This is a genomic window from Gemmatimonadales bacterium, assembly GCA_036265815.1.
Classification (GTDB): Bacteria; Gemmatimonadota; Gemmatimonadetes; order Gemmatimonadales; family GWC2-71-9; genus CAVVWJ01.
Map to the genome: position 1 here is coordinate 17,174 of DATAOI010000078.1, position 12,482 is coordinate 29,655.

The following is a 12,482-nucleotide window of genomic DNA, read 5'->3' on the forward strand; positions in this document are numbered from 1 at the left end:
CTAACCATCAATCCATCCAGAGTCCATCGAACCATGGCGACCGCAGCGGCCGGTGGTGGCGACCGGCTCGGAGAGGTCCTGCTTCGGGAAGGGCTGCTCTCGCGTGAGCAGCTGGCGCAGGCCCTGGCTGAGCAGAAGACCACCAAGCAACGCCTGGGCTACGTCCTGGTCAAGCTCGGGCTGGTGCCGGAGCTGGAGATCACCAAGATCCTCGCCCGGCAGTTCCGGATGCCGGCGGTGGATCTCTCGCGCTTCGAAGTCGATCCCAAGATCCTGAAGATGGTCCCCAGCGACATGGCCACCAAGGGCGTGGTGCTTCCGCTCAAGCGGGAGGGCCGCACCCTCACCGTCGCCATGGCCGATCCGAGCGACCTGGGCCTGTTGGAAGACCTCAAGTTCATCACTCGCTTCGACCTTTTCCCCGTCATCGCCGGCGAATACACCCTCCGCAACCTGATCGAGAAGTATTATCAGCAGTCGAACGACCAGGAACTGCAGACCATCCTCAAGGACATGGAGGCAACGGGCGAGGACGTCGAGATCGTCGAGGAGCAGGAAGAGGAGGCCGCCACCCAGGCGCAGATGGAGGACGCGCCGGTGGTCAAGCTGATCAACGGGATGCTGATCGACGCGGTCAAGCGGGGCGCGAGCGACATCCACATCGAGCCGTTCGAGCACGAGATCCGGGTGCGCTACCGGGTGGATGGCGTGCTGCTGGAGATCATGCGGCCGCCCCTCAAGATGAAGGCGGCCCTCACCTCCCGCATCAAGATCCTGTCACAGCTCAATATCGCCGAGCGGCGCGTGCCTCAGGATGGCCGCCTCAAGCTCAAGATGGGCAACCGGGTCATCGACTTCCGGGTGAGCACGCTGCCGGTGCTCTTCGGCGAGAAGATCGTCCTCCGCATTCTCGACAAGGGCAACCTGACCCTGGACCTCACCAAGTTCGGGTTCGAGGTGAAGGCGGAGAAGGACCTGATGCGGGCCATCCTGAATCCCTACGGCATGGTGCTGGTTACCGGCCCAACCGGATCGGGAAAGACCACCACGCTCTACTCCGCCCTCTCCCGGGTCAACACCCCCGAAGTGAACATCATGACGGCGGAAGACCCGGTCGAATACAACCTGATGGGCATCAATCAGGTGCTGGTCCGCACCGAGATCGGACTGACCTTCGCGGCAGCACTCAAGGCGTTTCTCCGGCAGGACCCCAACATCATCATGATCGGCGAGATCCGGGACCTGGAGACCGGCGGTATTGCCATCAAAGCCGCGCTCACCGGACACCTGGTGCTCTCGACGCTGCACACCAACGACGCCGCGAGCACCATCACCCGCATGATCGACATGGGGATCGAGGCGTTCAACGTGGCCAGTGCTGTAAACCTGGTGGTGGCACAGCGTTTGGTGCGGCGTATCTGCAAGGGCTGCAAGGCCTCGGCAAGCTACAGCGAAGAAGAATTGGCCTCCCTGGGCACAGATCTTGAGAGAGTGCGAGCCCTACCGTTCATGAAGGGAACAGGTTGCGAGACCTGCAGCGGCACCGGGTACAAGGGCCGGGCGGGCCTCTACGAGGTCATGGCCCTGAGCCCTGACCTGCGCCGCTTGATCCTGCGGGGCGCCTCGGTTGCGGAGTTGCAAGACCAGGCGGTGCTCGACGGGATGCTCACCCTCAGAATGGACGGCCTCAAGAAGATCGAGCGCGGTGTCACCACCCTCGAAGAAGTGGTCAAGGAGACAGCCGGATGAGCTTCAATCTGCGAGCACTGCTGGAAGAGATGATCGAGAAAGAGGCCTCCGACCTGCACATCACCACCGGCGAGAGGCCTAAATTACGTATCGACGGCGACATAGCCGATAGCTCGATGGCCGAGATCCTGACGCCGAAGGATACCCTCCAGCTGGCCTACTCGGTCCTGACCGAGAATCAGAAGAAGCGGTTCGAGACCGAGGACGAGCTCGATTTCTCCTTCGGAATTCAGAACTTAGCTCGGTTCCGCGGCAACTGCTTCAAGCAGCGGGGCTGCGTGTCCATGGTAATCCGCATGATTCCCTTCAATGTGCGAACCTTTCAGGAGCTGGGGCTGCCGCCGGCCATCGCCAAGCTGGCCGAACGGCCGCGCGGCCTGGTCCTGGTGACGGGCCCGACCGGCTCCGGCAAGAGCACCACGTTGGCGGCGATCATCGACAAGATCAACAAGGAGCGGAAGGGTCACATCATCACGGTGGAAGATCCGATCGAGTTCATCCACCGCCATCAAGGGTGCATCGTCAACCAGCGCGAGATCGGCACCGATACCAAGAACTTCCACACCGCGCTCAAGTACGCGCTGCGGGAAGATCCCGACGTCATCCTGGTGGGTGAGATGCGAGACCTGGAGACCATCGCCGCGGCGCTCACCATCGCCGAGACGGGTCACCTCGCCCTCGCTACCCTGCACACCAACTCGGCGGCCGAGTCGATCAACCGCATCATCGACGTGTTCCCCTCCAACCAGCAGTCGCAGGTGCGGGCGCAGCTCGCCTTCGTCCTGGAGGGGGTCGTCACCCAGACGCTGTTGCCCAAGGCACGCGGCCGGGGCCGGGCCATGGCGGCGGAGATCATGATCGCCACGCCTGCCATCCGCGCGCTCATCCGCGACGACAAAATCCACCAGATCTACTCCGCCATGCAGTCCGGCAAGAAGCACGGCATGCAGACGATGAACGATTCGCTCTTCCAGCTCTACACCAACCGTGAAGTGAGCCAGGAGGAGTGCGAGCGGGTATCGCACGAGCCCAAGGAATTCCTCCGGATGATCGGCGTCACCCCGATGGAGGAGCAGGAGATCGTTTCGGCCGAGCGGGGGCAGCGCTCCGCGGCCGCTCGCCGCTAATCGGAGACTTCAGCGATGCCGATGTTCGAGTATACCGCGCGCAACCAGACCGGCCAGATCCAGAAGGGCCAGCTCGACGTGCCCTCCAAGGACGAGGTCGGCGCCTATCTGCGCAAGAACCGCATGATCCTGGTAAGCGTGCGGGAAACCCCCAAGGCGATCAAGCTCAGCCTCGGCCAGCCGCGGGTGAAGACGCGGGACATCGTGATCTTCACCCGGCAGTTCGCCACGATGATCAACGCGGGCTTGCCGCTGGTGCAATCGCTGGGCATCCTGGCCGCGCAGACCGAGAACAAGACCCTCGCGGCGGTGACTCGCGCCGTGGTCTATGATGTCGAATCGGGCAATACCCTGGCGGATGCATTCTCCAAGCACCCCAAGGCGTTCACCGACCTGTACGTCAACATGGTCGCCGCGGGCGAGGCCGGCGGTATCCTGGATACCATTCTCCTCCGGCTGGCCACCTTCCTGGAAAAGAACGACGCGCTGGTCCGCAAGGTGAAGGGCGCCATGGTGTACCCGGGCGTCATCATCTGCGTCGCGGGGGTCGCCATCGCGGTGCTGCTGATCTTCGTGATTCCGACGTTCCAGAGCATGTTCGCGTCGGCCGGCATGGATCTGCCGCTGCCCACCCGCGTCGTCATCGCGATGTCGGGCTTCCTGATCCACTACTGGTGGGCCATCGGGCTCGGCATCGGCGGGGCGTTTTTCGGGATCAAGCGCTACTACGCCACCGACGCGGGCCGGCTGCAGATTGACACCATGATGCTCAAGGCGCCGGTGCTGGGCGATGTGATCCGGAAGTCGGCGGTCTCACGTTTCACCCGGACCCTGGGCACCTTGGTCAGCTCGGGCGTCTCCATCCTGGAAGGGCTGGAGATTACGGCCAAGACGTCGGGCAACCAGGTCGTCCACAACGCCGTGATGGCCTCGCGTCAATCGATCGCCGGCGGTGAGACCATCGCCGCCCCGCTGGAGCGCTCGGCGGTGTTCCCCCCGATGGTCATCTCGATGATCGCGGTGGGCGAGCAGACCGGCGGCCTGGACGAGATGCTCTCCAAGATCGCCGACTTCTACGACGAAGAGGTTGATGTGGCGGTGAGCGCGCTGCTCTCCCTGATGGAGCCGGTGATGATCGTGGTCCTCGGCGTCATCGTGGGCGGCATGGTGGTGGCGATGTACCTGCCGATCTTCGATATGATGAACGCGGTGCAGTAGGGCCGAGCCGGCAGGCGCACGACAATCTGCCCGGATGCGCACGCGGAAACTGCCCAGGGCGCACGTGACAAACGCCCAGCCTCGCGATTAGGCGATCAAGCCCTGGGGTAAGAGGTGTGCGACAACAGGAAGCGGGTGCCCGGCTCTTGGGGCACCCGCTGTGTTTTCGCGCTGTTCACCACAGATCGATCGGCGATGAGTCGTCACTACAACAGCACCGGCCTCACGAGTGAGAGTGCCGGTGGTGGATGTCGGGATAGTGGGGGTGGCGGTGGGTCAACGGCTCATGCCGGTGCCGGTGCGTGTGCGGCTCGCCAGCTGGGTCGTCCGGGCTGTGAACGTGTTGGTGGTGCACGTCATGGACGTGCGGATGGGCGTGCTCCAGCGCCTCGTGCGTGTGCCGATGGGCGTGGCGCTCGGTGAGATGGAGCCACAGGCCGATGCCCATAAGCCCAGCGGCCGCGACGAAGGTGAGCGTGACAGACTCGTGCCAGAGGAGGATGCCGAGACCCGCGCCGATGAACGGGGCCAGCGAGAAGTAGGCGCCGGTCCGGGCCGTGCCGAGCTCCCGCAGGGCGCGAACATAGAGTATGAGGCTCACCCCGTAGCCGAAGAATCCCACCACGGCAGCGGCGGCCGGCACGGACCCCGACGGCCACCGCGCGCCGAGCCCGAGCGCGATGATGGTGTTTGTCGCGCCTGCCACGAGGCCCTTGAGCATCGTGATCTGGACCGGATCGCTGGCAGAGACCTTCTGCGTGAGGTTGTTGTCCACCGCCCACGCGAGACAGGCGCCGGCGATCGCGAGGGGGCCCGTGAGGCCGCCCCACGCGAGCCTGCCTTCCCAAGAGAGGAGCACGCCCCCCACGATGATCGCTGCCATGCCGAAGACAATGCGCGGGTGCACGTGCTCGCGGAACACCACCCAAGCCAGGGCAGCGGTGAACACGCTCTCGAGGTTCAGCAGCAGCGACGCCGCCGAGGCTGGCGTGCGCGCAAGCCCCAGCATGAGCAGCAGCGGGCCGGCCACTCCGCCGGACAGGATCGCCCCCGCGAGCCACGGGAGATCGGCGCGGCTGAGCGGCGCCTCGGTGGCGCTGGGGCGGGGCGTCGTCAGGCCGCGGCGGGCAAGCCAGAGAAGTATGAGCCCCGTGCCGGAGCCGAGATAGAGCAGCCCGGCGAGCAACTGCGGGCTCACATCCCGCAGGAGTCCTTTCGCGAGGGGCGCACTCGCGCCGAAGAGGAGTGCCGCGGCCAGTGCGAGCGCGACGCCCTGAGACCCGATCCTGTCCAGTCGCATCCGGCGCTCCCGAGTCAGAAAGCTCCGATCCCCGCCACCTGTTCCCGCAGCACCCCTATCGCCTGGTCGATCGTACGCCGGTGGGTCCGGAACGCCAGGACGGCCAGCCGGAGCGTGAATCGCCCGTCCAGCATGGTGGACGACAGGAACACGCGCCCATCCCGCCGGACGCCGTCGACGATCGCCTGGTTGATCTGGTTGGCGCGCTCGAGGTCCGCGCCGGCCGGCGCCAAGCGGTAGGTCACGATGGAGAGGTCGGGTGGCGGCCCGACCTCGAAGCCGAGTGCCTCGATCTCCCGGTGGAAGTACCGCGCCAGCAGCAGCTTCTCGTCGAGCGCCGCCTGAAACGGGCTGGTGCCCAGCAGGATGAGCGGCAGCCACATGCGAAGCGCCCGGAAGTGCTTGGTGAGCTCGGGCGACACGTCGGCCGGCGAGATCTCGCCCGATTCCCGCAGCGCGTCCTGCATGTAGTTGCCGGAGTAGTCGTGGGTGGCGGCCAGCTGTTGGGCGTCCCGCACCAGCAGGATGCCGGCGCCATAGGGAAGGAACAGGCTCTTGTGGGGATCGAGCACTACCGAGTCGGACCGCTCGATTCCCCGGAGCATGCGCCGCCCATGCTCGGTGAGAAGGAAGAAGCCACCATAGGCGGCGTCGACGTGGTACCAGCACCGCTCGCGGGCCGCGATCATGCCGATCGCCTCGAGCGGATCCACCGCCCCGGTATCGGTGGTGCCGGCGGACGCGATCACCAGCCAGGGCCGAAGACCCTGCGCCCGATCCTCGGCGATGGCGCGCTCCAGCGCGTCGGGGCACATCCGGAACCGTTCATCGAGGGCGACATACCGCAGCCGCGCCTCGCCCAAACCCGCCAGGCGGAGCGCTTTCTGGATGCAGTGATGGGCCTGGGTCGTCAGATAGACCACCACGGAGGCATAGTCCGCACCGCGGAGGCCGTGAGCATCCCGCGCCGTAGCGATTGCCGCCAGCGTGGCGATGCTGCCGCCCGAGAGGATAGTCCCGCCGACAGTACCGGGATAGCCCACCAGGTCGGCGACCCACCGGACCAGCAGGTTCTCCATCCGGACCGCTCCGGGTCCGGCAAAGAAGACCCCTGCGTACTTGTTGCTGATGGCGGCGAGATAGTCACCCAGCGCCGAGTGGTAGAGGCCGCCGCCCGGGATGTAGGCCAGGTGGCCGCCGGATGCCGGATTGTTTCCCGGCCGGACCACATCGTGCTCCAGCATCTCGATCACGTCGTCGACCGGCATGCCATGCTCGCCGATGGGCGACGCCAACAGCCCGATGCCTTTGTCCTCCGTCTCCTCGTACGCCTTGAGGCTCCCGATCTTCCGGAGGAATCGCTCGGAGGACGCCACCACGGCCTGGCGGAGCCGCTTGCGGCGAGCGGCCCCGGGGTCGAGCGGGCGGGCAGCGCGCTCGAGCCGGCGGATCCGGGCGAGCAGGTCGGTGGTGTCCGCTACGTCAGGCGGATCAGAGCGACTCATCCCGGCTCGGCCGCCGGGCTGGCACATGCTCTGGCCCGCTCCAGCAGCAGCTCCCGCTCCCGCGCATTGCGCGTCAGCCCCGCCGCGCGCTCGAACTCCGCGCGGGCTTCGTCCCGTCGGCCCAGCCGCTCGAGAAAATCGCCGCGGACGCTGGGCAGGAGGTGGTAGCCCGCGAGCGACGGCTCGGACGCCAGCGCGTCCACCACCTCGAGACCCGCCGCCGGACCGAGCGCCATGGTGACGGCCACCGCGCGGTTGAGCTCCACCACGGGAGACGGCAGCAGTCGGGCAAGCGCGTCGTAGAGCGCCACGATACGCGCCCAATCCGTCTCGCCCGGCGTTCGCGCCCGCGCATGACAGGCCGCGATCGCAGCCTGCAGCGCGTAGGGGCCCGATGCCCCGCCCAGCTCCTCGGCGCGCCGGAGCGCGCCGAGGCCGCGACGGATGAGGAGCTGGTCCCAGCGGGCACGGTCCTGATCGAGCAGCCGGATGGGTTCGCCAGACGGGCCGGTCCGGGCCCCCAAGCGGGATGCCTGGATCTCCATCAGTCCCACCAAGCCGTGCACCTCCGGCTCGGCCGGCGCGAGCCCCGCCAGGATCCGCCCCAGCCGGAGCGCCTCTTCGCAGAGCTGAGGGCGCATCCAGTCATCGCCGGCGGTGGCGGAATACCCCTCGTTGAAGACGAGGTAGATCACCTCCAGCACCGACGACAGCCGGGTGGCGAGCTCGGCGTCGCGGGGCACCTCGAAGGGGACCCGCGCCTCGGCCAGCGTGCGCTTGGCCCGGACGATCCGCTGGGCGACGGTAGGCACTGGTGCCAGGAAGGCCCGGGCGATCTCCTCGGTGCTCAGGCCGCCGAGCAGGCGAAGCGTGAGCGCGACGCGCGCCTCGCGCGAGAGCACGGGATGGCAGGCGATGAAGATGAGGCGGAGGAGGTCGTCGCCGACCTGATCGTCGATCGCCGCCTCGAGATCGGGGATGGCCTTCTCCTGCGTCGCTTGGAGCTCGTAGCCCAGCTCTAGGTGCTTCTGCTCGAGTCGCTTGCCCCGGCGGAAGTGGTCGATCGCCCGATGCTTGGCCGTGGCCATGAGCCAGGCGCCCGGATTGTCCGGCACGCCCGACTCTGGCCACCGCTCCAGCGCCGCCATCAGCGCGTCCTGCGCCAGATCCTCGGCGAGACCTACGTCACCCACGATGCGCGCGATCCCGGCGATGAGCCTGGCAGACTCGATCCTCCAGACCGCGTCGATGGCCCGATGCGTAGCGGTAGCCGTCACGGCTACCAATCAGATCATCTTGCTCCGCCGGTGCAAGGCCAAGGCCCGCGGGGGGAGCGGGTCAGGACCGCAACTCGGAAAAGCCGGCCGCGGCCTCCTGGACGTCGGCAGGGAAATCCGAGAGCTCCTGCACCTGGCGGATCTCGATCACTTCGTTCTCCGAGGCGGGACAGCGCGAGGCCCATTCCACCGCCTCCTCCTTCGACTTCACCTGAATCATCCAATATCCGCCCAGCACCTCCTTTGCCTCCGCGAAGGGCCCGTCGGTCACCCTGGGTTTGCCGCCGGGGAAGGAGACCCGCGCGCCCATCGAAGGTGGGTGGAGGCCGTCCAGCGCCAGCAATACGCCGGCCTGCTGCAGGCGTTCATTGTATTTCATCATGGCCTTCACCGCTCTGGCGTCCGGCACGGTACCCGGGGCGGCCTGCTCGTATCCCTTGGGGATCATCAGCATCATGAATCGCATCGTGGTGGTCCTTCCGGTAAGGGTTCTACCTTCACGACGCACGAAGCGCGGCGAATTCGACATCGGCCAGGGTATCTTCCCGCCATGACTCCTGGCATCGACGCCCCAGGCTTCCGGCTTCCGGGGGGCATCCGACTTGGCACGGTGGCCCTCCAGGTGGCGGACCTGGAACGCTCCCTCGATTTCTATGTGCGGGTCCTCGGCTTCCGGGTCACCGGGCGCGACCAGTCGCCCGGCGGGCGCGCGGCACGGTTGGGCATTTCCGGGGATGAATCCGTCCTGCTCGAGCTCCAGGAGAAACCAGGCGTCCGGCCAGTACCCCGGCGCGGGCGACTGGGCATCTATCACTTCGCCGTCCTCCTGCCCAGCAGACAGGATCTCGGCCGGTTCCTGCGACACGCGACGTCCCTCGACGTGCACGTCGGCTCATCCGAGCACCTGGTCAGCGAGGCCCTGTACCTGGTGGATCCGGACGGGATCACGGTCGAGGTCTACCGCGACCGGCCGCGCGCCGAGTGGCCCTACCGGGATGGTGAAGTGCTGGCCGCCATCCTGCCGCTCGACAGCGACGCAGTGCTCGCCGCTGCCGAGGATCGGCCCTGGCGCGGCCTTCCTGCAGGCACGATCATCGGCCACATGCACTTCTACGTCGAAGACATCCCGGCGGCGGAGGCGTTCTACCACGCAGCACTGGGCTTCGACAAGACCGCCTGGTCCCTTCCCGGGATGCTGTTCCTCTCCGCTGGCGGCTATCACCACCATGTCGGCGTGAACGTCTGGGCGGCCGGGTCTCCCGAGGCCACCGAAGATGACGCGAGACTGCTGTCGTGGGAGCTCCTGCTGCCCGAGCGGACCACAGCGGAGGCCGCAGCCGCGAGCCTTCGCCGCGCCGGCTACGACGTGACCGCAGCCGGCGGGGCGTGGCTAGCGCGGGACCCGTGGGGAATCACCGTCAGACTCGGAAGCGACTAGGCTGTGCCCGGCGGGGCCGAGCGTCCGGCCAGCAGGCGCTCGGTGAAATCGAGCCGCTCCTCCAGCTGAGCCACTCGGGACTCGAGTGCGTCCACGAAGCTGGCCTGGTCCTCGAGCCGTTTTCCCATCTCCAACCGTACATCGCGGTCGGGGGGCGCCCAGCGACTCCAACGCCGCCGCCGAGTGGCGAAGAAGAAGAGCAGGGGCACCAGCCAGAACATCCAGGGGTAATGCCACATCGTTACTTCTCCTCGGTGCTCGCGTCCGAGGCGGCAGGTTGCCAGGCCCGCTCGATGTCCTCGGCCGCCTTCTTGAGAATTTCGGCGACTCGCTTGAGTGCTGGGTCATCCGGGCCGCGGCGCCAGGCCCGGCGAAACGTGGTGCCGGCGAGGCGGGCGAACGCGCCCTGCACCTCACCCAGGCCGCCGCCGGTGAAATCGCGAATGGTCTCGCGCACTCGCTCCACGATCTGGTCGAGTAGGTCCCGATGCTCCTCCAGGTAGCGCTCACCCTCGGGCGTGATGTGGTAGACCTTCTTACCGGCGGTGTCCACCGCCTTGACGTAGCCTTCGTCCTCCAGCAGTTGCAGGGTGGGGTAGACCGTGCCAGCGGAAGGGGTGTAGCACCCGGCCATCTGCTCCTCCAACGCCTTGATCACCTCGTAGCCGTGCCGGGGCTTCTCTTTCAACAGCCGGAGGATCACGAACTTGATCTCGCCGGATTCGAACATCTGGGTCCGCCGGCGGGGCCCTTTTCCTGGGCCGCCCCAGGCCCCGCGCCAGCCAGATCCGAAGGGAAATCCCGGTCCGAATCCCCAGTCACCGTGTCGATCGTGCATAGTCTGCCTCCCGGAGTATCTTGCGACATTGCTCACGATATATCGTACAATATGACGCAAGCACTGTCAACCGGGTGCTTGCCGGGCCGAGCTCGACCCACGCGGCGGACGCCCCGCTGCGCGCTGGAAGCGACAATCCCGCCCGAGATCTCCTCGACCCACCCCGAACATCAAGTGTACGTCCCCGAACTCATGCCAGAGATAGCGATGACGCAGCGCGGACCGATACGCGAGGTCTAGGTGATCTCGCCCGGCTAGTGCCTCGAGCATCGCCAGGTGGGACGCCCGCGGCGCGTGCAGCCCCGTCAGGATCGCATCGACCACGAAGATGCCCCGGTCGGGTGTCACCACCAGATCCGTCCAACCCGCTGCCGCCCGCACCCGTCCGTCGGGTGTGGCCGCCGTCTCGAGCGCCCGCACCACTGTCGTGCCGACCGCCACAACCCGGCCACCCAGGGCCCGGCCGCGGTTCACCAGATTGGCCGTGGTCTCGGCCACCCGGTACCGCTCGGGATAGGGTGGCTCATCGTCCTCGAGGCTGGCCACGCCGGTATGGAGCAGTACCGGCGCGATCGTGACGCCCCTCCGATTCAGCCGCTCCACGATCTCGTGCGTGAATGGCCGGCCGGCGGAAGGCATTTCGGCGCTGCCAGGTTCATCGGCGAATACGGTCTGATAAAAGGCCAGAGGCCAAGGCCGGCGGACATATTCGTACCGGATCGGCGAGCCATGCTCTCTGAAGTGCGCCATCACGCCGCCTGGGCAATCGAGCTCAGCGATCCAGAGCCGCACCCGATCAGTCCGCTGCGTCCGGTGGCCGCCGACCGGACGAAACGGCGCATTGAGCACAGCACGACCCCCGCCCGCCAGTCGGACCTGCACTCCGGCTCGGGCGTCGAAGAGCGGTGCGGTTCCGGTGTCGGTAAGATGGCGCAGCTCGACCACCCAGCGGCCGTCAGGCAGCGGGGTAGAGAGATGCAGCTCGATCAGCTCGCGCTCGCCCCGCAGCTGGCGCCAGGCGACAATGGCGGCGTTGATCGTCGCGCTGATGTTGACCACCAGCACGTCCCCCGCTGACAGAAAGTCGGGGAAATCGTGGAAGCGGCGGTGGATGATACTGTTATCGGTCGCTCGGCTGACCATGAGGCGCACATCGTCCCGCGCCAGGCCGCGCGCCTCCGGCGGCTCGGCGGCAGCGAGCGACTGCGGCAAGTCGAAGTGCAGCCGCCCGGTGGACCTGGCCGGCGCCAGCTGGAGCGGCAGGCTCACACGACCTCCGCGGGCGCTCGGGCCAGGTCGGCGGCCGAGTAGCGCCCGCTGGGGAGATCGGACTCGAGCAGTGTGACGAAGCCCGAAACCCTGGCATCGGGCAGCGGACGGTCACTGATGTCTTCGCCGGGAAACGCGGCCTGATGCATGTCGGTGCGCATGTCTCCCGGGTCGACCCAGTACACCTTGAGCCCCGGGTTCTCCACCGCCAGCACCGCCGAGAGCTGCTCCAGGGCAGCCTTGCTCGAGCCGTACCCGCCCCAGCCCGGGTAGGCGGTCGTGCCTGCATCGCTGGTCACGTTGACCAGTCGCGCGCCCGGCTTGAGTTGCTCCCGGACCGCCTGCAGGATGCCGAGGGGCGCGAAAACGTTGGTCCGGAAGACCTCGGCCAGCACTTCGAGCGGGTATTCGAGGAGCTGCGGCTGGGGACTCGGGCCCAGAGCCCCTGCGTTGTTCACTACGGCATCGAGTCCGGCGTGCCCCTGGGCGAGCACGGCCAGGGCCTCCAGATGCGACCGATCGGTGACGTCCCCCGCGAGCGCCGCCACATGCGTCGTGCGGGCGAGCTCGTTTCGCGCCAGGCGGAGCCGCTCCGCATCTCGCGCGGTGATGATCAGGTTCCAGCCACGCGCCGCGAGTCCGCGGCTCAGCGCCAGGCCCAGGCCGCGTGAGGCGCCGGTGATGAGGGCCGTACGTTCGTTTACGGTGTCCATTGGGATGATCTTTCGGTTCGTGGTCCGTGTCAGCATGAACCGAAAAAT

General features: G+C 67.1%; 12 protein-coding genes. 4 read left to right on the plus strand and 8 right to left on the minus strand.

Annotated features, from left to right (window positions below; translation table 11 throughout):
• Positions 1-33: 33 nt before the first annotated feature.
• Genes pilB through VHR41_16235 form a run of 3 tightly spaced genes read left to right on the plus strand, consistent with a single transcriptional unit; the run spans position 34 to position 4,094 of the window.
• Complete coding sequence (gene pilB / locus VHR41_16225; GenBank protein ID HEX3235746.1) at positions 34-1,749, plus strand: type IV-A pilus assembly ATPase PilB; 1,716 nt, start codon at positions 34-36, stop codon at positions 1,747-1,749.
• The gene (locus VHR41_16230; protein HEX3235747.1) at positions 1,746-2,876 is read left to right on the plus strand and encodes a type IV pilus twitching motility protein PilT; all 1,131 of its coding nucleotides are present in this window, start codon (positions 1,746-1,748) and stop codon (positions 2,874-2,876) included. The genes pilB and VHR41_16230 overlap by 4 nt, the downstream gene beginning before the upstream one ends.
• Before the next feature lie 15 nt (positions 2,877-2,891).
• Positions 2,892-4,094 carry a type II secretion system F family protein gene (locus VHR41_16235; protein ID HEX3235748.1) on the plus strand — a complete coding sequence of 401 codons (1,203 nt, stop codon included), beginning with the start codon at positions 2,892-2,894 and terminating at the stop codon, positions 4,092-4,094.
• Between the two features lie 223 nt (positions 4,095-4,317).
• On the opposite strand, the gene VHR41_16240 is transcribed toward VHR41_16235, so the two are convergent.
• The 4 genes from VHR41_16240 to VHR41_16255 form a co-directional block, all read right to left on the minus strand.
• Positions 4,318-5,394, minus strand: coding sequence for a DMT family transporter (locus tag VHR41_16240; protein HEX3235749.1), 1,077 nt, complete (start codon positions 5,392-5,394; stop codon positions 4,318-4,320).
• A gap of 14 nt (positions 5,395-5,408) precedes the next feature.
• Positions 5,409-6,899, minus strand: coding sequence for an aminotransferase class V-fold PLP-dependent enzyme (locus tag VHR41_16245; GenBank protein HEX3235750.1), 1,491 nt, complete (start codon positions 6,897-6,899; stop codon positions 5,409-5,411).
• Positions 6,896-8,176 carry an RNA polymerase sigma factor gene (locus VHR41_16250; protein HEX3235751.1) on the minus strand — a complete coding sequence of 427 codons (1,281 nt, stop codon included), beginning with the start codon at positions 8,174-8,176 and terminating at the stop codon, positions 6,896-6,898. The genes VHR41_16245 and VHR41_16250 overlap by 4 nt, the downstream gene beginning before the upstream one ends.
• A 61-nt stretch (positions 8,177-8,237) precedes the next feature.
• Complete coding sequence (locus VHR41_16255) at positions 8,238-8,633, minus strand: YciI family protein (GenBank protein ID HEX3235752.1); 396 nt, start codon at positions 8,631-8,633, stop codon at positions 8,238-8,240.
• Between the two features lie 93 nt (positions 8,634-8,726).
• Here VHR41_16255 and VHR41_16260 point away from each other — a divergent pair, with 93 nt between their 5' ends.
• Positions 8,727-9,614 carry a VOC family protein gene (locus VHR41_16260; GenBank protein ID HEX3235753.1) on the plus strand — a complete coding sequence of 296 codons (888 nt, stop codon included), beginning with the start codon at positions 8,727-8,729 and terminating at the stop codon, positions 9,612-9,614.
• On the opposite strand, the gene VHR41_16265 is transcribed toward VHR41_16260, so the two are convergent.
• The 4 genes from VHR41_16265 to VHR41_16280 form a co-directional block, all read right to left on the minus strand.
• A complete protein-coding gene (locus VHR41_16265; GenBank protein HEX3235754.1) occupies positions 9,611-9,853 on the minus strand; it encodes a hypothetical protein in 243 nt (80 codons plus the stop codon). The genes VHR41_16260 and VHR41_16265 overlap by 4 nt on opposite strands.
• A 2-nt stretch (positions 9,854-9,855) precedes the next feature.
• Positions 9,856-10,344, minus strand: a complete 489-nt coding sequence (locus VHR41_16270) for a PadR family transcriptional regulator (GenBank protein ID HEX3235755.1) — start codon at positions 10,342-10,344, stop codon at positions 9,856-9,858.
• Positions 10,345-10,518: 174 nt separating this feature from the next.
• Positions 10,519-11,721, minus strand: coding sequence for an S-adenosylmethionine:tRNA ribosyltransferase-isomerase (locus tag VHR41_16275; protein ID HEX3235756.1), 1,203 nt, complete (start codon positions 11,719-11,721; stop codon positions 10,519-10,521).
• A complete protein-coding gene (locus tag VHR41_16280; GenBank protein ID HEX3235757.1) occupies positions 11,718-12,470 on the minus strand; it encodes an SDR family oxidoreductase in 753 nt (250 codons plus the stop codon). Before VHR41_16280 ends, VHR41_16275 begins: the two co-directional genes overlap by 4 nt.
• Positions 12,471-12,482 lie beyond the last annotated feature (12 nt).